Origin of the sequence: Mesorhizobium sp. M1088 (genome assembly GCF_040318575.1) — a bacterium.
Classification (GTDB): Bacteria; Pseudomonadota; Alphaproteobacteria; order Rhizobiales; family Rhizobiaceae; genus Mesorhizobium.
This window is the reverse complement of the sequence record NZ_JAMYMO010000053.1, coordinates 1-21,912: the sequence shown is the minus strand read 5'-3', so window position 1 is coordinate 21,912 and position 21,912 is coordinate 1. Positions and strand designations below refer to the sequence as shown.

At 60.6% G+C, this 21,912-nt stretch carries 22 protein-coding genes and 1 pseudogene; 7 read left to right on the top strand and 16 right to left on the bottom strand.

The annotated features are described in order from the left end of the window. Window positions 1-39 precede the first annotated feature (39 nt). Together NKH49_RS31555 and NKH49_RS31550 are read left to right on the top strand one after the other, a co-directional pair. A complete protein-coding gene (locus NKH49_RS31555; RefSeq protein WP_352503665.1) occupies window positions 40-549 on the top strand; it encodes a group III truncated hemoglobin in 510 nt (169 codons plus the stop codon). Between the two features lie 73 nt (window positions 550-622). Further along, complete coding sequence (locus tag NKH49_RS31550; RefSeq protein ID WP_352473131.1) at window positions 623-892, top strand: DUF6455 family protein; 270 nt, start codon at window positions 623-625, stop codon at window positions 890-892. Between the two features lie 719 nt (window positions 893-1,611). Here NKH49_RS31550 and NKH49_RS31540 read toward each other — a convergent pair. After that, on the bottom strand, window positions 1,612-2,313 hold the full coding sequence (locus NKH49_RS31540) for a Crp/Fnr family transcriptional regulator (RefSeq protein WP_352503667.1): 702 nt from the start codon (window positions 2,311-2,313) through the stop codon (window positions 1,612-1,614). Between the two features lie 152 nt (window positions 2,314-2,465). Between NKH49_RS31540 and NKH49_RS31535 the strand changes: the two genes are divergently transcribed. The 3 genes from NKH49_RS31535 (at window position 2,466) to NKH49_RS31525 (ending at window position 4,862) form a co-directional block, all read left to right on the top strand. Further along, entirely contained in the window at window positions 2,466-2,903 is a 438-nt protein-coding gene (locus NKH49_RS31535; RefSeq protein ID WP_352473134.1) for a pseudoazurin, read from the top strand. Window positions 2,904-2,999: 96 nt separating this feature from the next. Continuing rightward, a complete protein-coding gene (locus NKH49_RS31530; RefSeq protein WP_352473135.1) occupies window positions 3,000-4,181 on the top strand; it encodes an NnrS family protein in 1,182 nt (393 codons plus the stop codon). 117 nt (window positions 4,182-4,298) lie between these two features. Continuing rightward, entirely contained in the window at window positions 4,299-4,862 is a 564-nt protein-coding gene (locus NKH49_RS31525; RefSeq protein ID WP_352473137.1) for a cytochrome b, read from the top strand. Between the two features lie 66 nt (window positions 4,863-4,928). On the opposite strand, the gene NKH49_RS31520 is transcribed toward NKH49_RS31525, so the two are convergent. The 10 genes and pseudogenes from NKH49_RS31520 to ccoN form a co-directional block, all read right to left on the bottom strand. Continuing rightward, the gene (locus NKH49_RS31520; protein ID WP_352473138.1) at window positions 4,929-5,798 is read right to left on the bottom strand and encodes an SUMF1/EgtB/PvdO family nonheme iron enzyme; all 870 of its coding nucleotides are present in this window, start codon (window positions 5,796-5,798) and stop codon (window positions 4,929-4,931) included. Window positions 5,799-5,849: 51 nt separating this feature from the next. Then, window positions 5,850-6,952, bottom strand: a pseudogene (gene nirK, locus NKH49_RS31515) (copper-containing nitrite reductase). 206 nt (window positions 6,953-7,158) lie between these two features. Next, the gene (gene ccoS / locus NKH49_RS31510) at window positions 7,159-7,314 is read right to left on the bottom strand and encodes a cbb3-type cytochrome oxidase assembly protein CcoS (protein WP_352473140.1); all 156 of its coding nucleotides are present in this window, start codon (window positions 7,312-7,314) and stop codon (window positions 7,159-7,161) included. Then, window positions 7,311-9,599: a cation-translocating P-type ATPase gene (locus NKH49_RS31505; protein ID WP_352929392.1), complete on the bottom strand. Its 2,289-nt coding sequence runs from the start codon at window positions 9,597-9,599 to the stop codon at window positions 7,311-7,313. Before NKH49_RS31505 ends, ccoS begins: the two co-directional genes overlap by 4 nt. Further along, window positions 9,596-10,093: a FixH family protein gene (locus NKH49_RS31500; RefSeq protein ID WP_352473142.1), complete on the bottom strand. Its 498-nt coding sequence runs from the start codon at window positions 10,091-10,093 to the stop codon at window positions 9,596-9,598. Before NKH49_RS31500 ends, NKH49_RS31505 begins: the two co-directional genes overlap by 4 nt. Further along, a complete protein-coding gene (gene ccoG / locus NKH49_RS31495; protein ID WP_352473143.1) occupies window positions 10,090-11,649 on the bottom strand; it encodes a cytochrome c oxidase accessory protein CcoG in 1,560 nt (519 codons plus the stop codon). Before ccoG ends, NKH49_RS31500 begins: the two co-directional genes overlap by 4 nt. A gap of 217 nt (window positions 11,650-11,866) precedes the next feature. Then, on the bottom strand, window positions 11,867-12,730 hold the full coding sequence (gene ccoP / locus NKH49_RS31490) for a cytochrome-c oxidase, cbb3-type subunit III (RefSeq protein WP_352473144.1): 864 nt from the start codon (window positions 12,728-12,730) through the stop codon (window positions 11,867-11,869). Window positions 12,731-12,732: 2 nt separating this feature from the next. Beyond that, complete coding sequence (locus NKH49_RS31485; protein WP_023759205.1) at window positions 12,733-12,882, bottom strand: CcoQ/FixQ family Cbb3-type cytochrome c oxidase assembly chaperone; 150 nt, start codon at window positions 12,880-12,882, stop codon at window positions 12,733-12,735. 14 nt (window positions 12,883-12,896) lie between these two features. Beyond that, window positions 12,897-13,628, bottom strand: coding sequence for a cytochrome-c oxidase, cbb3-type subunit II (gene ccoO / locus NKH49_RS31480; RefSeq protein ID WP_352473146.1), 732 nt, complete (start codon window positions 13,626-13,628; stop codon window positions 12,897-12,899). 11 nt (window positions 13,629-13,639) lie between these two features. Next, window positions 13,640-15,250: a cytochrome-c oxidase, cbb3-type subunit I gene (ccoN, locus tag NKH49_RS31475; protein WP_352473147.1), complete on the bottom strand. Its 1,611-nt coding sequence runs from the start codon at window positions 15,248-15,250 to the stop codon at window positions 13,640-13,642. Window positions 15,251-15,501: 251 nt separating this feature from the next. On the opposite strand from ccoN, the gene NKH49_RS31470 reads away from it, so the two are divergent. Continuing rightward, a complete protein-coding gene (locus NKH49_RS31470; protein WP_352473148.1) occupies window positions 15,502-15,912 on the top strand; it encodes a hemerythrin domain-containing protein in 411 nt (136 codons plus the stop codon). A gap of 2 nt (window positions 15,913-15,914) precedes the next feature. On the opposite strand, the gene NKH49_RS31465 is transcribed toward NKH49_RS31470, so the two are convergent. Further along, on the bottom strand, window positions 15,915-16,643 hold the full coding sequence (locus tag NKH49_RS31465; protein WP_352473150.1) for a Crp/Fnr family transcriptional regulator: 729 nt from the start codon (window positions 16,641-16,643) through the stop codon (window positions 15,915-15,917). Between the two features lie 161 nt (window positions 16,644-16,804). On the opposite strand from NKH49_RS31465, the gene hemN reads away from it, so the two are divergent. Continuing rightward, complete coding sequence (gene hemN / locus NKH49_RS31460) at window positions 16,805-18,154, top strand: oxygen-independent coproporphyrinogen III oxidase (protein WP_352473151.1); 1,350 nt, start codon at window positions 16,805-16,807, stop codon at window positions 18,152-18,154. Window positions 18,155-18,180: 26 nt separating this feature from the next. Here the strand turns inward: hemN and NKH49_RS31455 are convergent, their stop codons facing one another. The 4 genes from NKH49_RS31455 to NKH49_RS31440 form a co-directional block, all read right to left on the bottom strand. Further along, a complete protein-coding gene (locus tag NKH49_RS31455; protein ID WP_352473153.1) occupies window positions 18,181-18,525 on the bottom strand; it encodes a DUF779 domain-containing protein in 345 nt (114 codons plus the stop codon). 71 nt (window positions 18,526-18,596) lie between these two features. Beyond that, a complete protein-coding gene (gene adh, locus NKH49_RS31450) occupies window positions 18,597-20,114 on the bottom strand; it encodes an aldehyde dehydrogenase (protein ID WP_352473154.1) in 1,518 nt (505 codons plus the stop codon). A 138-nt stretch (window positions 20,115-20,252) separates the two neighbouring features. Then, entirely contained in the window at window positions 20,253-21,221 is a 969-nt protein-coding gene (locus tag NKH49_RS31445) for a GAF domain-containing protein (RefSeq protein ID WP_352929406.1), read from the bottom strand. A gap of 161 nt (window positions 21,222-21,382) precedes the next feature. Beyond that, the coding region (locus tag NKH49_RS31440) for a potassium channel family protein (protein WP_352929384.1) at window positions 21,383-21,912 on the bottom strand (530 nt) is incomplete at its 5' end.

The window sequence follows — 21,912 nt, the reverse complement described above, 5'->3', positions numbered from 1 at the left end:
AAGTCTGCAGTTCACCCCTATGACACTGTGGAAATTGACATGGCTGCCGATGCCAAGCGTCGATCTAGGTCGCAACAGGTATGCATGAGCGGGAAGCAACAAAGTAAGACCACAACCGTCATCGACGGCGTCCCGCTGTCAACGGTTCTTGACGAGGAGATGATCCAGAGGGTCGTCCACGGCTTCTATGAGGAAATCCGCCACGACGTCCTGCTGGGGCCCGTATTCAATAACGCCATAGCCGCGGATGCGTGGCCGTCGCATTTGGCGAAGATGTGCGATTTCTGGTCTGCCACGCTCCTGCGGACTTCCCGCTACGCTGGTCGGCCATTGCCGCCGCATCTGGCTGTTCCCGGCCTTGGTGAGATGCACTTCCGGCGTTGGCTTTCCCTCTTTCGCGCCGTCGTAGAGCGCGTTTGCCCGCCCGAAGTTGCAGCAATTTTCATCGCACGGTCGTTGCGCATCGCTCACAGCTTTTGCCTTGCTGTCGCATTCAACAGGGGCGAAGACACAATCCAGGTCGAACCGATCCTCGAAGACAGCCTCTGAAGCCGCCCGTTGATCGAGATCAATGTCACGGGCTGCTGGCCGCGCAATGATCGCCACGCTAGGAGCAAATGCCATGAGTTTTCTCGAGTACCTGATTTCGGTCGACGCCAGGACGGCCTTGATGGGTCGCATGATGCAAAAGCTAGGCGTCGACAGACGATTGAAAGTCGTGGCGGATCATGGAGCCGTGATCAATCGAGCGGTGAATCGCTGCCGCGCCTGCGGCCACCAGGGCGAATGCATGACGTGGCTCGATCAACACGAAAATGCCAACGAGCCTCCGGACTATTGCCGCAACCGCGACCTGATTGCACAATTGCAACACGTATCTGGCGAAGGGTAACGGCTCCAACACTCGGAACGCAGCGGGTCAATTTCAGGCATTCTGTCGGCGCCCTGACCGCAGTTTGACGTTGCTCATTGTCGATCCAACGTGACCTATCAGCCGGTTGAGCGTCAGAGTGCGCCCGTGGTGCGATCGAGTAGGGCTCCACCCTTATTGGAACAACCACAATGTTCTGGGGCCATGGCTGCAATCCTCACGCTGGGCACCAGCATGGCGGTTCTTTTGCTGCTGTATGGGGGGCTGCGCCCGCAGGCGATCACTGCCTTGAAGTCTATCGCGACCAGATTTCCGGACCGCGACGTGGCGCGCGCACGTTTTCGGTCATCACCTCTTCAACCGGCCGTCCATTCGCGAGGACGTGGACCGGCAACGTCAACGTTGAGAGAATCCGTCCTGCAGATCTCTGATTTTGCAGACCTTTCCTCAGGTTGCGAAAGCGCAACGATCGCGGACCCAGTGAGATCTATGAAGACGCTTCGCAACCGTGGAGGCGCGACCGTGAAGACATCCGGTTCGATCAGACCCGACATGACCATTGACGAGATCATGAGACAATGGCCGGCAACGGTGGCTGTGGTTCTTGGCCGCAAGATGCTATGCACGGGCTGCCCCATTGGGCTTTTCATACCGTGACCGACGCATGCCGCGAGCATCGGGTCAACGAGACTCGTTTCCTCGTCGATTTGGAATTGGCTGTTCGGGGTGGAGGGTGACGGTCAGTCCTTTTGCCGGTTCTCGGCTAGAACTACCAGGCGATGCGCATCCTTGACCGTGACTCTTTGGCGCCCGCTGACAATTATTCCGTTCTCTTCCCACTTGCTGAGCAGACGGCTGACCGTGTGCAGCGTCGTTCCCGTCATTTCGGCAATGTCCTGTCGTGAAATCGGGAAGGCGATCTCGATGCCGCTGTCGGTCTTTCGGCCGGTCTGGTTTGCCAGCCGCAACAGCGCGTGCGCGACCCGCTGTTCCACCTGTTCCGTGGACATCTCCACCACCCGCGTCTGCGTCTCCTGCAGCCTGTTTCCGACCGTCCTGTAGGTGGCGGCGCCAAAAACCGGAAACCGTCGCGCAAGGTCAGGCCAAAGAGCGTTCGGCCACGCCAGCACCACGCAGTCCACCGCTGCTACGGCGGTGGCGGGGTAGGTCGTTCGGCCAAGTGCCGCGGCAACTCCAAAAATCTCGCCTGCACTGATGTACCTGGCGATCACCTGCTGTCCGTCCGGCGTCGTGCGGACGACGCGTATGTGCCCGGCCAGTAGAACGAAGAACGAGTGGGCCTCGGCTTCCTGCTCGAAGATCGCCGTCTCCTTGGCATAGCGGGACGACCGGGCGCCTTGCAGAATCTCGCTCTGCTCGTCGGGCGTCAAGCCCTGGAAGAGGGGCAGCTGCGATATCAGCGATCGGTCCAGCGCAGCCAAGCGGATTTCCCCACGACCGAGTGTTCCGCATCAACCGTGCGGGAGATCCTTTCTTATCCCGAGTTTGCGCCAGCGCAAATTCTCCCCGGGGCACATCAGGCTAAGTGGCATCGAACGGCGAAGGCCGCGACCTCGAAACAAAGGACAAATCGATGAGAATTTCCATCCTCGCTGCCGCAATCTCCATCCTCGCGCTCTGCGGGGCAGCAAGTGCTGAAGAGCATGTGGTGCAAATGCTCAACAAGGGCGAAAAAGGTGCCATGGTTTTCCAGCCGGCTTTCGTCAAGGCTGCACCCGGCGACACAGTCAAGTTCGTGCCGACCGACAAGACCCATGATGCCGAGTCGATCAAAGGCATGATTCCGGACGGCGCTGAACCCTTCAAGGGAAAACCCAGCGAGGAAATCACCCTCACCCTAACCCAGGAAGGCGTCTACGGCGTCAAGTGCGCGCCGCACTACGGTATGGGCATGGTCGCGCTGATCGTTGTCGGCAAGCCGGTCAATCTCGATGCCGCCAAGACGGTCAAGCATGCCGGCAAGGCTGCAAAGGTTTTCGCCGACCTGTTCACGCAGATGCCGGCGAACTGACCAAACCCACGCATGAAAACCTGCTCGACCCATAGCAGCCATTGGCCCGGAAACGAGGTCGCGGTTTATCCGACCTCTTTTTTGGAGATATGAAGCATGGGCATCCCACGCCTGCGCGCCTATGCCGGGCCTGCCGTTCTTTCCTATGGGTTCAGGCCGTTCTTCCTTCTCGGGCCGCTCTATGCCTGCCTCTCCATTGTGCTCTGGCTCCCAATGTATGCAGGGGAACTCGATACCCATAGTGCATTTGTTCCTGTCGATTGGCACATTCACGAGATGCTGTTCGGTTATCTGCCGGCGATCGTGACCGGGTTCCTGCTGACCGCCATTCCCAACTGGACCGGCCGGTTGCCCGTACAAGGGCTGCCGCTGCTGTGGCTGGTTGTCTTATGGCTTCTCGGCCGCGTCGCGGTCTTCTTCTCGGCAGATATAGGCTGGCAGGCAGCAGCCGTAACCGATGGATCTTTTCTGCTTGCGGTTGCCGCGGTGGCGGCCCGTGAAATCATCGCGGGGCGCAACTGGCGCAATCTCAAGGTTCTGCTGCCGCTTGCCGTCCTGGCATGCGCAAATGGCGCCTTCCATATCGAGGCGCATATTCAAGGCGCCTCCGATGTCAGTCGAAGGCTCGGCATGGCTGCGGCTATAATGCTCATCTCGATCATCGGCGGGAGGATTATTCCCAGCTTCACCCGCAATTGGCTCGTGCGCGAAAATCCCGGCAGGCTCCCCGCGCCTTTCGGCCGGTTGGACATGGCCTCGATAGGCATCTCGGTCAGCGCGCTGGCGGCATGGACGTTCGCTCCCAGCAACAGCGTCTCCGGACTGTTGCTTGCGACAGCCGCAATCAGCCAGACCTGGCGCCTGTCGCGGTGGGCTGGCGAGCGCACCTCGCGCGATCCGCTGGTGCTCATCCTTCACCTGGCTTATGCCTTCGTGCCGCTCGGTCTTGCCCTGTTGTCAGCGTCGATCTTTTTTCCTGGCATCGTGCCGGCTGAAGCTGGGCTCCATACGTTGGGCGCCGGCGCGATCGGGTCAATGACGCTCGCCGTAATGGCCCGAGCGACGCTCGGACATACCGGCCGGCAATTGCGGGCTGGACGACCAGCAACTTTTATCTTTACAGCTATTCTGGTCGCAGCCTTGTCACGCATCCTTGGCGTTTTCGTCCCGAACGACGCCATCATTCATCTGGCGGGTGCTGCCTGGGCGCTGGCATTCGGCGGCTTTCTTTTGACCTACGGTGTGGCGTTGACGACGCCAAGGGCCCACGCCGCCTGACGGTCACTCCCATGCATTGGGATGGCAGGGACGCGGGCAATCGCGTATGGCCGCGCAGCGTATTACATATCTGTTCTGTAAGCTTTTGGCCACAATTGCGGGAGGATTCGAGCCCACTTGAGCCAAGGTTCCCATGTTAATCAGCATCGCGACTGCGCGGCTGTTTTAATCAGGGGAATCAAAATGTCAGAAACCAGACTTGGCTATTCAACTTATCAAATCGCGCTTCATTGGGTCATAGCATCGTTGGTGTTATTCCAGCTGTTCTTCGGCGAGAGCATGACAACCGTGGTTGACGCGGCTGAAGAGGGAACCGCGGTCTCCCCAGCCGACCAGGCATTGGGCTCCGCCCATTACTGGGTCGGGATTTCGATCCTGGTCCTCGTGATCGCTCGGCTGGTCATGCGCCTGGTATCGGGTACTCCCAAGCCTGCGGAAGGCGGCACTGGCTGGATGCAGATCGCCGCGCAGATCTCGCACGGCCTTTTCTATCTGCTCTTGCTCGCAACGCCCTTTGTGGGGCTTCTTGCCTTCTACGTTGGCGACCCATGGGGCGACATCCATTCGCTCAACAAGCCAGTGTTTATGGTCCTGATTTCCGTCCATGCCTTGGCGACACTGTTTCACCAGTACTGGCTTCGTGACGGCACGCTCAAGCGGATGCTGTCGCCCGGCCGATAGGTCTGGCCTGTGAATTCTGGCGTCCCCGGCAGACAGATCGTTGCCAGACTCTGACGGGACTTTCCGTCAGATCGCACCCAGCTGGGCGAGAACTTTGTTCGCCCAACCTGGCGAGGCTCGGACGAGCCTAAACCCCAGATTGTCGGGCGGCCTGCCGACGGCACAGCCGCCGCTTTTTCCGTCGCTGACGAAGTTGGACATGTAGGCCCGGTGAAGGCCTTCAAGGACGTGCACGCCGCAATTGTCGACCGAACTCTCGACATTGCCGCCATCTGCATGCAGCGTGGTGCGGACGTAGCACGTCGACGTCCACTCCCAGACATTGCCGGAAAAGTCGGCGAGTCCCAAGGAATTCACACCAAAAGAGCCACGGCTCTTGGGCAGCGGGTCCGGCTTGCGATTGAGGTCCACCTCGGCCTTGTAGCTGGTCAGCCAGCGTTTGGACGGGTTGTTGGCGTCGCTTTCGACACCCTCGAATTCGCCGGCGAACCGCTCCGCCGCGGCAAATGCCCATTCCTCGTCGGATGGCAGCCGCCATTGGTCGCCGGTCGCTTGCGAATACCATCGGGCGTATGCGTTGGCATCGAGATAGCTGACGCCGGTCACGGGAGCGGTGGCGGGGATCGTGCGCGTCTCCTGTGCCGGCTGGCAGCTGCCTTCAGCGACGCAATCTGCATAGTCTTCCGCGCTGACCTGATAGGTCATGATTTCGAGCGGTTGGTCGAGCTGGCGTTTGAGGCGGGGATTGGCCTGCGGGTGGCCGTCCTTCAGGAACTCGCCGGGTATGGGATAGGTGATGGAGCCGGACAGCAAAGTCGTCGTGACAGCTACGGCGTGAGGCGGCCGGTCCCAACTGGCTGCCTTTATCGACAGAGCCGCCGGCACAGAAGTGGCCGCCATGGCGACCGCGACAAATTTCAGGATGTAAGGGGACATGGCTGTTGTCCTTGCCCGGACAGCGACACTGTCCGGGCAAATGGAGTTCCATCAGTTGGTGGCGATGGGTTTGGGCGCCTCGACCTGCGTCATCAGGTCGTCATTCCACTCGCCCTCGACCATAAAGTGAGCGGTCGCCCCGAGTTCCACGGCCTCGATCAGGTTGTGATTGACATAAGCGTAGACGCCGGGCTGCAGGAACCTATAGAGCGCCGAGCCGGCAGAGCCGCCACGGATGAACCAGGTTTCCAGATCCTTGGCCGGCGGGTTGGCGAATTTGCCCTGTTCCCAGACATAGTCGCCGTGGCCACCGATCAGATGCGGCCGCGTATCGCGGTTGGCCTGCGAATGGACGATCAGCACGGTTTCGCCGACCTTCGCCTTCATAGCGTTGTCGCCGGTCAACGAACCGACCTTGCCGTTGAACAGCACATGCGTCGGGATCAGCCCGCGCATGACCTTGACGATATCGTCGTAACCGTCGCCTGGCGACTCGTCTTGTAGTTGCCCTTCTCGTCGCGCGGAATGTAGAAGTCGCTCTCGCCGATGTAGAAGATCTTGTCGTATTTGACCGGCTTGCCCTTGTCGTTCCTGAGTCCGTCGCGCGGCAGGATCATGATTGCGCCGCTCATGCCGGAGACGACATGCCATGGGATCATCGCGCCGCCAGGTGCGCAGTGATAGACGAACGTTCCCGTCCGCGTTGCCTTGAAGCGCAGCGTTACCTGTTCGCCTGGATTGATCAACGTGAGGCCGCCGCCACCCAGTGCACCTGTGGCTGCATGAAAGTCGATGTTGTGGGCAAGCGAGTTGGTGTCGGGATTGATGAGCGTCAGTTCGACATAGTCGTCCTGGTGCACGACCATCAGCGGACCAGGAATCGAGCCGTTGTAGGTCATTGCATTGAGCTGCGTCCCGTCCGCGTCGATGACCATCGGCTTCTCCTCGATCGTCATGGAGTATTCGACGATCTTCGGTTCGCCCTTGGCGACCTGGTCGTGCGGATGGACAAAAGGCGGTGCCACGAGCCTGATCTTTTCGCGCAGAAGCCCTCGAATGTCCGCCTTTGTCACCGTTGCCGAAGACGCCGGCAGTGCCGCCACGGCAGCAGCGCCAATCGCTGCTCCAAAGAGGGCTTCGCGTCGCGTGATCATATCAATCTCCTGTCTCAACCGTTGCGGATGAGCAGAAGGTAACTGACCTGACGCAGCGGTTCCTTGCGCTGGCGCAAATTGGTGCAATTCAGTCTAGGGGCAACAACCCCCGGAAACAGCAATCGCGCGCGGCATAGTCGCGATGGGGAAGGGCCGTGGGAGCGGTTGGCCGCACCGGCACTGCTTGTCAGCCCCTCGGCCCTGGATCAGCGGTCCAGTCTATCTTCCCGATCGATAAGGATCCGCTCGGCAGCTCCGTCGAGATCCTCGTACTGACCACTTCTCAACGCCCATAGGAAGCCCCCCAGTCCAAGCGCACCGAGAAAGAGGGCGACGGGGATGAGGTAGGCAAGGGTGGTCATGAGGATTGCGCCAGTTTGCTGATGTCGGACACCCTGTCACGCTGAATATCCTTGGCCCGGATGTGCGACATCGAACCTTGCAGGCGCAGCGCATTTCCGATGACAAGCAGCGACGAGGCAGACATGGCGATCGCGGCGATCAGTGGCGTGACGTGCCCCAGGATCGCGATCGGCACGGCGACGGCATTGTAGACGATTGCGATCGCAATGTTCTGACGAATCAGGCTTCCTGCCTTGCGCGAGACGTCAATCGCGAGGGGAATCGCCACAAAGCTTTCGCGCAGGAAGACGAAGTCCGCCGCATTGCGGCCAATGTCAGCGGCCGTGGCCGGCGCGATCGAAACATGCGCCGCGCTCAGCGCAGGCGTGTCGTTCAGGCCGTCGCCAACCATCAGGACCTTGTGCCCGTCTTTCGCCAGGCCCTCGATGCGTTCGACCTTGCCGGATGGCAGCAGGCACGGAAGGAAGTGGTCGATACCCAACATTTTCGAGACTTCGCCGCAGGCGCTCGCGGTGTCGCCTGACAGCATTTCCACCGAAATCCCTGCATCGTTCAGCTGCTCGATCGCCGCCCTGGCGTCGGCACGCAACGCATCGTCGAAATTGAAGGTCGCGACAACGATCCCGTCTTTCGTCAGGACCGTCCCGCCATAGCCATGTTTGCCTTCGCCGCCGGTGCGGGCCTTCCATCCAGCCCATCCGCGTCTGCCCAGCCGCCAGATACTTCCGACGTCAGTTGCTTCGATACCGAACCCCGGATGCTCGGTGACGGCATCGAATTTGTGCTGCCCGCCGCCAGCGGCAAGACCGGCTATGGCCTTTGAAAAGGGATGACGCGAATGCCCGGCCATGTCGGCCGCAATCGTCAGCATGGCCGGATCGATCGAGGCCGCATTGACGAGCCGAGGCTGACCGAGCGTGAGCGTTCCGGTCTTGTCGAACACCGCTGTATCAATTGTTGCCAGGCGCTCCATGGCCGAACCATCCTTGACCATGATGCCGTTTTCGAACAGGCGCCGCGCGGCGACCACCTGGACGATCGGCACGGCGAGGCCGAGCGCGCAGGGGCATGTGATGATCAAAACGGCGATGGCGATGGTTATGGCCCGGTGCCAGTCGCCAGTTGCCGCCATCCAGCCAAGGAATGTCACGAAGGCGGTGAGATGAACAACTGGAGCATAGAGCGCTGAAACGCGGTCGGCGATGCGGCGGTACTGTGCGCGACCGCCCTCGGCGGCCTCCATCAGCCGAACCATTTCCGCCAGGAACGAATCCTTCGCGGCAGCTGTCGCCTCGATGGTCAGCGGGCCGGTAAGGTTGAGCACGCCGGCCTGGATGGCGTCGTTTGGCGCCACGCTTCTGGGCGTGCTCTCGCCCGAAACCAGCGAGCAGTCGACGTCCGATGTCCCACGCGTGATCTTGCCGTCGACGGGGATCCTTTCGCCGGCCGCGATCAGCAACAGCATGCCCGGTTCGATCTCGCCAACCGGCAGATAGTCGCGTGCGCCATCGTCGCGCAGCACCATGGCGCCACGCGCGGCCAGTTGTGACAGGCCTTTCACCGCGGTGCGGGCGCGTTCGCGCATCACGTGATCCAGCGTGCGGCCGATCAACAGGAAAAACAGCAGAGACACCGACGCGTCGAAATAGGCGTGGTCACCATGGGTGGTCGTCTCATAGAGGCTCATCGCGTAGGCCAACGACACGCCGACCGCGATCGGCACGTCCATGTTCATGCGGCCGTGGCGCAAGGCATTCCAGGCCGACTTGAAGAAGATGCCGCCGGCGAAGGCCAGTGCGGGGATGGCGATCAGTGCCGAGACCCAGTGGAACAGGTCGCGGGTCGCGCCCTCGGCACCGGACCAGACCGAAACCGACAGCAGCATGATGTTGCCCGCCGCAAAGCCGGCAACAGCGACGGCGCGGATGAGCTCCGAGAGCGTCTTGTCCTTTGCGTCGATCTCGGCTTCGAACAGATGGGCCTGGTAGCCCAGCCCCTCCAGCACGGCGACGAACGGTGGAACCTCCGCCCCACGCCACCGGACCGAGACACGCTTCGTCGACAGGTTCACGCGAGCGGCCTCGACGTGCTCGAGTTTTGCCAACGTCGTCTCGATCGCCTGGATGCAGGCTCCGCAGTGAACCGTCGGTACGGAAAGGTCGGTCTGGCGAAGATCATCGCCGAGCGATCGGCTCGCCAGCCTGATCTCCTGGCTGGAGGGCAGGACAGACGCGGCACTGACCAGGTCCAGCGCCACTTCAGCACCTGGTGCACAACAGCTCATTGCAGCGCTCTCTGGGAAATCATGATCCTGCGGACGTCGCGATACGGTCTTGCCAGACCGGCATCGGCGTCGATTTCGACAATCCAGACACCATCCCTTGGCATGTGCTGCACTGCAAACTCCTGACCCGAGGCGAGGGCGAGCGTGACGGCCTCATCCTCTTTCTCGTAAGCGGGATGGCGAAACAGCACCTTCACGCCATGCAAGGGAACCGACTTGCCGGCAGCGTCGGTGAGGCTATAGCGGACTTCGCCCCATGAGATGGTCAGCTTGCCGGTCCAGCCAAGCGCTGCCTGCGCGCGCCCTTCCTCAGCCTTCTTGTTGAATTGCTGGCTCGCCACATAGGTGTTTTCGACGACAAGACCGGTCCAGCTTGTGTTGGCAAGCGTCGCCATCGTCAGATTGACCGCAATGACCACGCCGAAAAAGGCGAGGATGATGGCCAACATGTGCCTGCCGGTGAATTCGCGGGATTTTCGCGTGGTGGCGTTCATCTGGCGATCTCCGGGGCGTTGAAGGTGGCGATGTATTCGTTCGACTCGAAACTCGCTTTGTCCTCGACCCGGAGTGTGAAGATCTGCGCTTCGCCAAGGATCTCATCAGCAGGCAGGCGCACGAAAACCTTCAACATCTTAAGCCGGTCGGGTTCGACCTGGATCGCGAAAGAACGATCGGCGGGAAGATCGACACCGACGATGCTCATCTCTGCGCCTGGCAAGCCCCCTATGGTGACGATGATCGTTCTTGGTTCGGGGATCATGTTCAGCAGCTTGACGGTGTAGCCATTGCGGATAGAGCCGTCGGACAGCGTCACGAATTGCGGATTGCGGTCATGCAAGACATTGATCTCGAGCCGGTCGCGCGTCATCAGCGAATAGAGCAGGCCCAGGCCGATCAGCCCCCACATAGCTATGTACACGTAGGTGCGGGGACGAAAGATCTTGCGGATGTGGAAATGAGCCACACTGTCTAAAAACAGGCCGTCAGCGGTTCTGACCAGCGACGGATTGACTGCAATGGAACCGCCCGCGGTCGCTAGCATCATGTTGGCGTTGTAGTCGGAGAGTGTCGCGTAGGAGATCAACCCGCGCTCCTTGCCAAGCTTGTCCATGACGCCGTCGCAGGCGTCGATGCAGAGCGCGCAGGTGATGCATTCAAGCTGTTGGCCGTCGCGAATGTCGATCCCCATCGGACAGACGGCGACGCAGGCATTGCAGTCGACGCAATCGCCGATAGCCTTCCCCGCGGCTTGCGCCTTCTTGGCGTGACGTGAGCGCGGTTCGCCGCGCCAGTCGTTGTACGTGACGGTGAGCGAGTTTTCGTCGAGCATGGCTGCCTGGATGCGCGGCCATGGGCACATATACGTGCAGACCTGCTCGCGCATCAGCCCGCCGAACGTATAGGTCGTCGCTGTCAGCACGGCGACGGTGATATAGGCGACAGGCGCTGCCGTGCCGGTGAAGAGTTCGCCGAGCAGGATCGGCGCATCGGCGAAATAGAAGATCCAGGCGCCGCCGGTCGCCGCACCTATGACTAGCCAGATGGCGTGTTTCGACACCCGCAGCACGAGCTTGCGGGCAGTCCACGGCCCGGCGTCAAGCTTCATGCGCGCGTTGCGGTCGCCCTCGATGGCCCGCTCGACGACCAGGAACAGGTCGACCCATACCGTCTGCGGGCACGTATAGCCGCACCAGGCACGACCGACGGTCGACGTGATCAGGAAGAGACCGACGCCGGCCATAACCAGAAGGCCGGCGACGTAGTAGAATTCCTGCGGCCATATCTCGATGAAGAAGAAGTAGAAACGCCGATTTGCGACATCGAGCAGCACGGCCTGATCAGGGGCAAACGGGCCACGGTCCCACCGCAGCCACGGCGTCAGATAATAGATGCCAAGGGTGACCGCCATCACCAGCCATTTGAACTGACGAAAATTCCCGGAGGCCCGTTTCGGGAAGATCTTCTTGCGCGCGGCATACATCGGCTGTCGCACTTTGGCGGAGTTGATCGCCTCGGCTTCGAGCCGTTCTACCTGCGTATTGTCCAGCACTGGTCTCTCCCGTCACGGAGCTTGTGATTTCGCCGGGCACGTGACCTGGCTGGGTGCAGACAGGTGCGCGAAATACAGCGTCGAGCGGATTTTGCCGTCGACTGGATTGCGCCGCGTTGATGCAGGTCAATCGCCGGGTACACGCAAACAAATCGAGGCCCGGCAGAGCCGGGCCTCGTCGCTTGGACGGTGAGGGCCGGAGAATAGCCCCCCGTTCCTATTCTCCACCGCCTAGCGAATGCACGTAGACCGCCAGCTCCTTGATCCTGGTTTCGCCCAGCCGCGCGCCCCAGGCCGGCATCACGCCCTGTTTCGGCGCGGCGACCTGGGCGGCGATGGCCGCTTCGCCCGATCCGTAGAGCCAGATGGCATCGGTCAGATCAGGAGCGCCGAGCTCCTTGTTGCCGATTGCATTGTCGCCGTGACAGGCCACGCAGTTTTCGGCAAAAACCTTAGCGCCGGGCACCACCAACGATTGATCGCCGACGGTTTGGGACAGGCTAGCAACATAGGCGCTGACCTGTTTGATCTGGTCTGCGGTGATGATGTCGCCGAAGGCTGGCATTTCCGACAGGCGCGTATCCGGATCGGAGGCGAAGCGGATGCCATGCGTAATCGTCTGCTGGATCTGGTCCGCCTTGCCGCCCCACAGCCAGTCGTCGTCATTGAGGTTGGGGAAGCCCTTGGAGCCCTGGGCGCCGGAACCATGGCACTGCACGCAATTGAGCTTGAACGCGGCGCCGCCGGCAGCGACCGCGAATTCGCGCAGTGTATCGTCGGCGGCAATCTCAGAGACGTTTTTCGATTCTATTGCCGTGACGTATTTGCCCTTGGCCACCTCGGCCGCCATCAACTCGTGACCGACCTCGTTGCGGCTCGAATAGCCAAGCACGCCCTTGCTTGCCGAATGCAGCAGAGGCCATGCCGGATAGGCGATGGTGTATCCGATCGCCCAGACAATGGTGATGTAGAAGGTAATGACCCACCAGCGCGGGAGCGGGTTGTTCAGCTCGCGAATACCATCCCATTCATGACCAGTGGTCGAAACGCCAGAGATCTCATCGATATGCTCGTCGCTCATGATCACTCGTCCTCAAGAGGAATCCGGGCAGCTTCGTCGGCAAGCTTGCGGCTGCCGGGGCGCAGGGCAAAGGCGATCGCGCCGACAAAGAACAGAGCCATGGCGACCAGACCCCAGCTGTCGGCGAACTCCCGCATCAAATTGTAATCCATGGGTAAAACTCCTCTCAGCGGTAGCCGGCGGCTTCGTCGTAGTTCTTGAAATCGACCAGCGTGCCGAGCATCTGGAGATAGGCGACGAGGGCATCCATTTCGGTGACCTGTTGCGGGTTGCCGTCGAAGTCGCCGATCTTGGCTTTGGGGTAGCGGGCATCGAGGCCGGATGTGTCGGCGTTGGGATCGGCTTGCGTCATCAGATCGGCGTTGGCGTGCGCGATCATGTCGTCGGAGTAGGGGACGCCGACCCGCCTGTTGGCGACCAGATGCGTAGAGAAGTCCTTCACATCGATCGGCGTGTCTTTCAGGAACGCATAGCTCGGCATGATTGATTCAGGCACCACCGAACGCGGATCCGTAAGGTGCTCGACATGCCATAGATTAGAGTAGCGGTCGCCAACCCTGGCGAGGTCCGGTCCGGTGCGCTTCGATCCCCATTGGAAAGGATGATCGTACATCGACTCGGCCGCCAGACTGTAGTGACCATAGCGCTCGACCTCGTCGCGGAATGGCCTGATCATCTGGCTATGGCAGAGGTAGCAGCCCTCACGCACATAGATGTTGCGCCCCACCAGTTCGAGTGGCGAGTAAGGGCGCATGCCTTCCACCTTCTCGATCGTGTTGTCGAGATAGAAGAGCGGTGCGATCTCGACGATGCCGCCGACCGTCACCACAAGAAGAGAGCCAACGAGAAGAAGCGTAGCGTTCTTCTCGATGATCGCGTGTTTGTCCATCAAGCCCATTGTCTGGCTCCTTATTCGGCAGGCTGAAGGGCGGGAACAGCGCCGGGCATCGGCTCCTCCTCGCGCTGGTAGCCGAGGATGGTCATGGCGATGTTCCAGGCCATGATCAGGGCGCCGGAGAGGTACATGGCCCCGCCGATGGCGCGCATGACATAGTAGGGGTGCATGGCGGCCACGGTTTCGGCAAAGGAGTAGACCAGGAAGCCCTGCTCGTCGTATTCGCGCCACATCAGGCCCTGCATGATGCCAGACACCCACATGACGGCCGCGTAGACGACGATGCCGAGCGTCGCCAGCCAGAAGTGCCAGGTGACCAGCCGCAGCGAATAGAGCCGTTGGCGATTCCAAAGCTTCGGCACCATGTAATAGATCGCGCCGAACGAGATCATCCCGACCCAGCCGAGCGCACCGGAGTGCACGTGACCTATGGTCCAGTCGGTATAGTGCGACAGCGAATTGACCGTCTTGATCGACATCATCGGGCCCTCGAAGGTCGACATGCCGTAGAAGGCGATGGCCATCACCATCATGCGGATAATGGGATCGGTGCGTAGCTTGTCCCAGGCGCCCGACAGCGTCATCAGGCCGTTGATCATGCCGCCCCATGACGGCATCCACAGCATGATCGAAAACACCATGCCGAGCGTCTGCGCCCAGTCGGGCAGGGCGGTGTAGTGCAGGTGATGCGGACCGGCCCAGATGTAGAGGAAGATGATCGCCCAGAAGTGGATGATCGACAGGCGGTAAGAATAGACCGGCCGGTTCGCCTGCTTGGGCACGAAGTAATACATCATGCCGAGGAAGCCGGCGGTGAGGAAAAAGCCGACCGCGTTGTGGCCGTACCACCATTGCGTCAGGGCGTCCTGGACACCGGAAAAGGCGGAGTAGCTCTTGGAACCCAGGAATGAGGCCGGCATCGACAGGTTGTTGACCACATGCAGCATCGCGATGGTGACGATGAAGGAGAGATAAAACCAGTTGGCGACGTAGATGTGCGGCTCCTTGCGCTTCAGGATCGTGCCGAGGAACAGGATGAGATAGGCGACCCAGACGATGGTCAGCCAGACGTCTACATACCATTCGGGCTCGGCGTATTCGCGGCTCTCGGTGATGCCGAGCAGGTAGCCGGTCGCCGCCATAACGATGAAGAGCTGGTAGCCCCAGAACACGAACCAGCCGAGATCGCCGCCGAACAGCCGAGCGCGGCAGGTTCGTTGCACGACATACAATGACGTGCAGAGCAGCGCATTGCCGCCGAAGGCGAAGACGACGCCCGACGTATGCAATGGCCGTAAACGGCCGAAGTTAAACCAGGGCTGAATGTTGAGATCGGGGTAGGCAAGTTGCAGCGCAATGACGACGCCGACCAGCATGCCGACGACACCCCAGAACATGGTGGCGATGGCGCCATAGCGGATTGGCCCATCCATGTAGGCGGACGGGTCGATCGGAGCAGCTACTTCGAAACTCGTGTTGCGAATGAGGATGGCGACAAAGCCGAGCAGCACAAAAAACAGGACCCACATATGCTGCCGGAATGGCTCGTCCACACCGAACCCGGCTGCCACAAGGGCCGCAAATGTGAACAGGCCCAAGGCGAAGATTTGCGTGCCGAACTTCATGAGATGTCCCCGACCTCGGATTGGGATGCGCGGATACCAATCCGCTTGACACCAATTCCGCAGTCGCGGTGTCGCCGCCTTGATCCATGTCAAAGCTCAGCCCTTTCGGATTGGGCAGCGTGGCCCTTGCAAACGACCGGAGGCCGACGTTGAACCGGAAGAAATGGCAGGGATCGCCGCTGTTCGACGAAGGCGATGAAAATCCCATACCAGCTGGTCGATCCAGCAGAGAAGCGGTCCCGGCTGCCGTCATGAGGCGCGCGCACAGGGAAAAGCTGCAGCTCTGCGATGCTTTGGAGACAATTGCAGATGCCTTGCCCAGGGTCGACCGTCTGAAGTGCCTCGGCACGGCCAACGCGATCATTCCGCTGCTGCGCGACATTCATCGATACGAAGAGACGGTCATCTTCCCCGCCTATGAGGAGGCCACGGGAGGCAGCAATGCGAACCTTGCCTCAACCAGGCGCTTGCGGGCCGAACATGTCGAGGATGAATGCTTTGCCGGCGAGGTGACCGAAACTCTGCTGGCCATCGGTCACGGCGAGACGGTCGAGAACCCCGAAGCCATCGGTTTCATGTTGCGCGGCCTGTTCGAGAGCTTGCGCCGGCACATCGCGTTTGAACGCGAGCACGTCCTGCCGATGATCGGGATCGTCGATTGATCCTAGTCGCCAGAGCGTCGTTGTAGCCGGGTCAGCTTGTCGACGGTGACTTCCCGATTGTTCTCGATCCGGATCACTCCATCTGATCGCAGTCGGGTTAGCTGCCGGCTCACTGTCTCGATCGTCAGGCCAAGGAAATCGGCGATATCGGCGCGCGTCAACGGCAGATCGAAACTTGTCGACTGAGCGGCCGGATCGAGCGTGGGATCGATGTTTCTGGCAATCATCAGCAGAAAGCTCGCCACTTTTTCCGCAGCGGTCTTGCGGCCCAGCGTGACCATCCAGTCGCGTGCCTCGTCGAGTTCGTTCAGCGTCTGCTTGAGCAGGCGGTGCTCGAGTTCTGGCGACTCTCTCATCATCCTTTCGACGGACGCCCTTGGAAACGAACACAGGGAAACGGACGTTGCGGCTTCGGCGTTGATTGCGCTTTCCACCTTGAAGGGCCGCCCCAGAAAATCGGGGGCGAACTGGAGGCCGACAATCTGCTGGCGTCCGTCCGACAGGCTCTTTGTCAGCTTCACCACGCCGGAAAGCACGTTCGAATAACTGTCGACGGTCTCGGTGTCGCCAATCAGTTCTGCGCCCGGTTCAACGGTATGCTTCGACGAGGTTTTGGCCAGGCCCACCAGTTGATCGGGATCGAGCGCACCGCATACACCATGGTGGCGCGCTTCGCATGATTGGCAAAGCACGGGAACGCCGGCGCTGTGTACATCCTGACGCACTGACACCACGATGGTCCGAGAAATCCGAAGGTGCCAGCAGGATATAGCATCCGCCCGAAAAAGCCTTGCGGCAGTTTGTCCGCGGCAAGATGGCATTGACCGAAATCAAGGCCGCCGGCGTCCAATGTGAGCAATGTCGCGCCATGCAAAGTGGAGCGGATAGAGACATGCGGTCAGAATTAGTTGCCAGACTTGGTGAGAACGTGCCGCGCTATACAAGCTACCCAACAGCGCCGCATTTTCATGCAGGCGTTGATGCTGCAATTTGTCGTGGCTGGCTGCAGGCGCTCAACGATGGCGATGAGATCTCGCTCTATCTGCACATCCCGTATTGCGACAAGCTTTGCTGGTTCTGCGCTTGCCATACCAAGCAGACACGCCACTACGAACCAGTGACCACATATCTGCGCTCACTGGATGCCGAGATCGCCACCGTCTCCAGTCTTGTCGCAGGCAAGGGCCGCGTGCGTGCCGTCCATTTCGGCGGCGGTTCGCCAACGATGCTCAAACCGGAGGATCTGGTGGCGCTGGGAACCGTCCTGCGCAACAGCTTCACGTTTCTGCCCGGTGCAAAGATCAGCGTTGAGATCGAACCCAACGATATGGACGATGCCCGCCTCGATGCACTCGCCGAAATCGGCATGACCCGTGCGAGCCTCGGCGTCCAGGATTTCGACCCGAAGGTGCAGAAAGCGATCAACCGCGAGCAGAGCTTTTTGCAGACCAAGACGGTTGTTGATGGCGTTCGTTCGCGCGGCGTCGAATCCGTCAATCTCGATCTGCTCTACGGCCTGCCGCATCAGACCAGGGAGAGCGTCGCCTCCACGGTTGCACAGGCACTGACCCTGGAACCGGATCGGATCGCGCTTTTTGGCTACGCCCATGTGCCGTGGTTCAAGAGACATCAGACGATGATCGACGAGGCGTGGCTGCCAGGGCCAGAGGAGCGATTTGCTCAATCGCAATTGGCGGCGCGGGCGATCGTGGACCAGGGATACGAAGCAATCGGCCTCGACCATTTCGCCAAACCGGGCGATGCCCTCGCGCTTGCCGCCCGCGCCGGAACACTGCACCGGAACTTTCAGGGCTATACCGAGGATCGCTGCGAGACCTTGATCGGCCTTGGCCCGTCATCCATCAGCCAGTTTCGCCAGGGCTATGCACAGAATATGCCTTCGACCGCCGAGTATGGACGTATGGTTGCTGATGGCGGGCTGGCCGCTGTTCGGGGTATCGCGCTTTCCGACGACGACCGTGTTCGCGGCTGGATCATCGAGCGATTGATGTGTGACTTCGCCTTCTCGGCGATTGAGCTGGTGGAGCGCTTTGGCGAAGCCGGCCAAAGACTTCTCCTCGAGGCGAGTTCCACGGCTCTTGATGGTCCTGCGCGGTTGCTTGAACTTGATGGTGACCGCTTCGTCGTGCCTGCGGAAAGCCGGCCATTTGTCAGGAGCATCGCGGCAAAGTTCGACAAATATTTCGAAACCGGCAAGGCCAGGCATTCGGTAGCGGTCTGAGCATCGGCTGCAGTCGGTTGGGAAGGCTACCTCCCGATCTGAACAGCGCAGATCTTCGACCGTGTCAGGAATCGCTTCTCCCGTCCGTTATCGAGGGAGAACATGCCGCCGCGGCCAGGCACTACGTCGATGATGAGATCGGTATGCTTCCACACCTCGAATTGCGAAGCCCCGATATAGAAGGGTGCGTCGCCGATGTGGCCGAGCAACACATCCTGATCGCCGACGATGAAGTCAGCACGCGGATAGCACATCGGCGAAGACCCGTCGCAGCAGCCGCCCGATTGATGAAACAGCACTGGTCCGTGCTCGGCAACAATCTCCGCGATCAGTTCAAGCGCTTCCGGCGTCGCCGTGACTTTTGCATGCATAATCTAATCCGGTTTCCAGCCATTATGGGCGCGGCCCCGCGCGGGGCCGCGCCTGTGGGGCAAAGAGGTGATCAGAAGAAGCCGAGCCTCTTCGGGCTATAGCTGACCAGCATGTTCTTGGTCTGCTGATAGTGGTCGAGCATCATCTTGTGTGTCTCGCGGCCGATGCCAGACTGCTTGTAGCCGCCGAAGGCCGCATGCGCGGGATAGGCGTGGTAGCAGTTGGTCCAGACGCGGCCGGCCTGGATCGCACGGCCGAAACGATAGGCACGGTTGCCATCGCGGGTCCAGACCCCGGCCCCGAGGCCGTAAAGCGTGTCGTTGGCAATGCTGAGCGCTTCGTCATCGTCCTTGAAGGTCGTGACAGAAACCACCGGCCCGAAGATCTCCTCCTGGAAGATGCGCATTTTGTTGTGTCCCTTGAACACGGTCGGCTTGACGTAATAGCCGCCCGCCAGATCACCAGGCAGAACATTGCGGGCGCCACCGGTCAGCACCTCCGCGCCTTCCTGGCGGCCGATGTCGATATAGGACAGGATCTTCTCCAACTGCTCGGACGAGGCCTGGGCGCCAATCATCGTCGCCGGATCGAGCGGATCGCCCTGCACGATCGCCTCGACGCGCTTCAGCGCGCGTTCCATGAACGTATCGTAGATCGATTCATGGATGAGCGCGCGGCTCGGGCAGGTACAGACCTCGCCCTGGTTTAGCGCAAACATGACGAAGCCTTCGATCGCCTTGTCGAAGAAATCGTCGTCCTCGGCGACAACATCCTTGAAGAAGATGTTTGGCGATTTGCCGCCCAATTCCAGTGTTACGGGGATAAGGTTCTGGCTGGCATATTGCATGATCAGCCGGCCCGTCGTGGTCTCGCCGGTAAAGGCGATCTTGGCAATGCGCGGCGACGACGCGAGTGGCTTGCCCGCCTCGAGACCAAAGCCGTTGACGATGTTGAGCACGCCCGGCGGCAGCAGATCGCCAATAAGGTCGGCCCACAGCAGGATGGCAGCCGGGGTCTGCTCGGCAGGCTTCAGCACGACGCAGTTTCCCGCGGCGAGCGCGGGAGCAAGCTTCCAGCATGCCATCAGCAGCGGAAAATTCCAGGGGATGATCTGGCCAACCACCCCGAGCGGCTCATGGAAATGATAGGCGACGGTGTCGTCGTCGATCTGGGAAAGGCTCCCTTCCTGGCCGCGCACGGCGCCCGCGAAATAGCGGAAATGGTCGATGGCCAAGGGCAGGTCGGCGGCGGTTGTTTCACGGATCGGCTTGCCGTTGTCCCATGTTTCAGCGCATGCGAGGAGATCGAGGTTCTCCTCCATGCGATCGGCGATGCGGTTGAGGATGAGTGACCGCTCAGCAACGCTGGTGCGCCCCCAGGCGTCCTTGGCGGCATGTGCCGCGTCCAAGGCCACCTCGATGTCCTGGGCATCCGAGCGCGCCACCTCGCAAAGTAGCTGACCGTTCACCGGCGAGAAGTTCTCGAAGTAGCGGCCGGCGCGGGGCTCGGCCCATTTCCCGCCGATGAAATTGCCGTAGCGCTTGTCGAAGGGCGCCTTGACCGAGCGTGAGAATTCAACCTTGTTCATGCGTATTCCTCCCAAAGCTGACGTCGCGGGATGCGACGCTTCGGAAGAGACTTGCGATTTCCGCCTGTGGTTGTCACCGTACCGGTCACAGTGGTCGGAGGCGATGTGTCGCAGAATTGCGACAGTCAGATCGAAAGGTCAGTGCGTCCGGTGAACATAAAGGCGGTTGAGTTTGCGGTGAAGCGTCGCGCGGCTAATCCCAAGTGCCTGAGCCGCAGCGGAGACATTTCCGTCTGCCCGTGCCAGCGCTCGCTGCAGAGCTGCGCGCTCTGCCTCAGCGAGAATTTTGGAGTCACTCTCGGCCCAGCCGAGCAGATCGGCGGCGGGCATTGGTTTGTCGAGGCACTGCTGCGTAATGCCAAGTGCCAGGCGGGCCGAACGGGTCGCGCCGACCACGAGCTCGTCGGCATCGACGGCGATGAGCGCGCCGGAGCCTTTGTCGCTCACCGGCGCCAGCAGAATTCGCGCCTTCGGGAATGCCATCCTGAAGTTCTCCGCCTCGATCCGGCGCGCCGCGTCGATCACGGCGATCGAAATGAGATTGGCGAAGGCCTCGATCAGGTCAGCCCGGCAGGAAGACACGTCAAGAGCAGCCACAAGATTCCCCTCGTGATCGTGGATCGGGGCGGTGGTGCAACTGAGTACCGTGTTGCGCGTATGGAAATGTTGGTCACGGTGAATTGTCAGCGCGCGCCCTTCGACAAGACAGGTGCCAATTCCGTTGGTGCCCTGGCTTTCCTCATTCCAGACCGAGCCAGTCCACAAACCCCAGGAATGAAACGTCTTGTCGTCTACGGGCGCGCCGCGCCGTTCGATCGGCACGCCGTCACGATCGGCGAGTAGGACGCAGCATCCGACGCCGCCTACCGCAAGATAGAGACGATCGAGACTTGATTGCGCGGCGTTGACGAGAGGTTCGATGCGTTGCCGGGCCTGCCCCAGTTCGGCCTCGGTCAGATAATGTGGAGGGCTGCGGTCAGCTGGATCGAGCCGATGCAAATTGGAAGACCGGCGCCAGGACGCAACCAACGCCGACGTCGCCGCAGCGTCCGAAGCAATCGCCGCTTGAATGCGGTCAGCATGATGACCGTATAGTTTTTCGCCCATACTCATCCTCCCGAAACTGATTTCTTTCCTCCGATTAGCACGTAGTCAATTCGCCGAAAGAAGCAGAAGGCAAGTCGCTCTTGCCTAAGCACCCATCGGGAAAGCCTACCAACAGAATGCCACGCAATCATTGATCGGGAGCAAGTCTGCGCATCGGTTGGTCAGAAATGCTCACCGGCCTTGAACGGTCCGATACGGGTGCCGGCTGCGATCAGGTAGGCGGTCGACCAGCCGATGAGCAAGAACCCGTTCACGCCCTCCAGCGCCGCCAGGACACGCCACGCGTGAGCTGGCACGATGTCGCCATAGCCGACCGTCGAGAAGGTGATGGTGGAAAAGTACAACGCCGTTTCGAAATCGGCGAAGATATCGAGCAACCGGTATAGCCCGGCCCAGAGCCACACCTCCGCGGTCATGACGGCAAAGAGGCCCATCACCACGCTGATCATCGCCACGATGCGGCTGCGGCGCCCGTGCATGCGAAAGCGGGAGACAAGATATCCCATCGCATGTGTGACGGCGATAAGGCCAAAGGTGTGAACCAGCACCGTCAGGCTTATGACGATCGTGCCGATGAGCAGATTTAGAGTAAGCGCGAATTTCCCCGCACCTTTTGCTGTTGAGTGCTCTGATGCATGAGGTGTCCACCAAAATAGGTGGACACCTTGTGATGGAAGAAGATGAGCAGAAA

Coding starts and splice junctions, on each gene's coding strand:
- NKH49_RS31555 (WP_352503665.1), top strand. CDS start 40: ATGGCTGCCGATGCCAAGCGTCGATCTAGGTCGCAACAGGTATGCATG.
- NKH49_RS31550 (WP_352473131.1), top strand. CDS start 623: ATGAGTTTTCTCGAGTACCTGATTTCGGTCGACGCCAGGACGGCCTTG.
- NKH49_RS31535 (WP_352473134.1), top strand. CDS start 2,466: ATGAGAATTTCCATCCTCGCTGCCGCAATCTCCATCCTCGCGCTCTGC.
- NKH49_RS31530 (WP_352473135.1), top strand. CDS start 3,000: ATGGGCATCCCACGCCTGCGCGCCTATGCCGGGCCTGCCGTTCTTTCC.
- NKH49_RS31520 (WP_352473138.1), bottom strand. CDS start 5,798: ATGTCCCCTTACATCCTGAAATTTGTCGCGGTCGCCATGGCGGCCACT.
- ccoS (WP_352473140.1), bottom strand. CDS start 7,314: ATGACCACCCTTGCCTACCTCATCCCCGTCGCCCTCTTTCTCGGTGCG.
- NKH49_RS31505 (WP_352929392.1), bottom strand. CDS start 9,599: ATGAGCTGTTGTGCACCAGGTGCTGAAGTGGCGCTGGACCTGGTCAGT.
- NKH49_RS31500 (WP_352473142.1), bottom strand. CDS start 10,093: ATGAACGCCACCACGCGAAAATCCCGCGAATTCACCGGCAGGCACATG.
- ccoP (WP_352473144.1), bottom strand. CDS start 12,730: ATGAGCGACGAGCATATCGATGAGATCTCTGGCGTTTCGACCACTGGT.
- NKH49_RS31485 (WP_023759205.1), bottom strand. CDS start 12,882: ATGGATTACAATTTGATGCGGGAGTTCGCCGACAGCTGGGGTCTGGTC.
- ccoO (WP_352473146.1), bottom strand. CDS start 13,628: ATGGGCTTGATGGACAAACACGCGATCATCGAGAAGAACGCTACGCTT.
- ccoN (WP_352473147.1), bottom strand. CDS start 15,250: ATGAAGTTCGGCACGCAAATCTTCGCCTTGGGCCTGTTCACATTTGCG.
- NKH49_RS31470 (WP_352473148.1), top strand. CDS start 15,502: ATGAGGCGCGCGCACAGGGAAAAGCTGCAGCTCTGCGATGCTTTGGAG.
- hemN (WP_352473151.1), top strand. CDS start 16,805: ATGCGGTCAGAATTAGTTGCCAGACTTGGTGAGAACGTGCCGCGCTAT.
- NKH49_RS31455 (WP_352473153.1), bottom strand. CDS start 18,525: ATGCATGCAAAAGTCACGGCGACGCCGGAAGCGCTTGAACTGATCGCG.
- adh (WP_352473154.1), bottom strand. CDS start 20,114: ATGAACAAGGTTGAATTCTCACGCTCGGTCAAGGCGCCCTTCGACAAG.
- NKH49_RS31445 (WP_352929406.1), bottom strand. CDS start 21,221: ATGGGCGAAAAACTATACGGTCATCATGCTGACCGCATTCAAGCGGCG.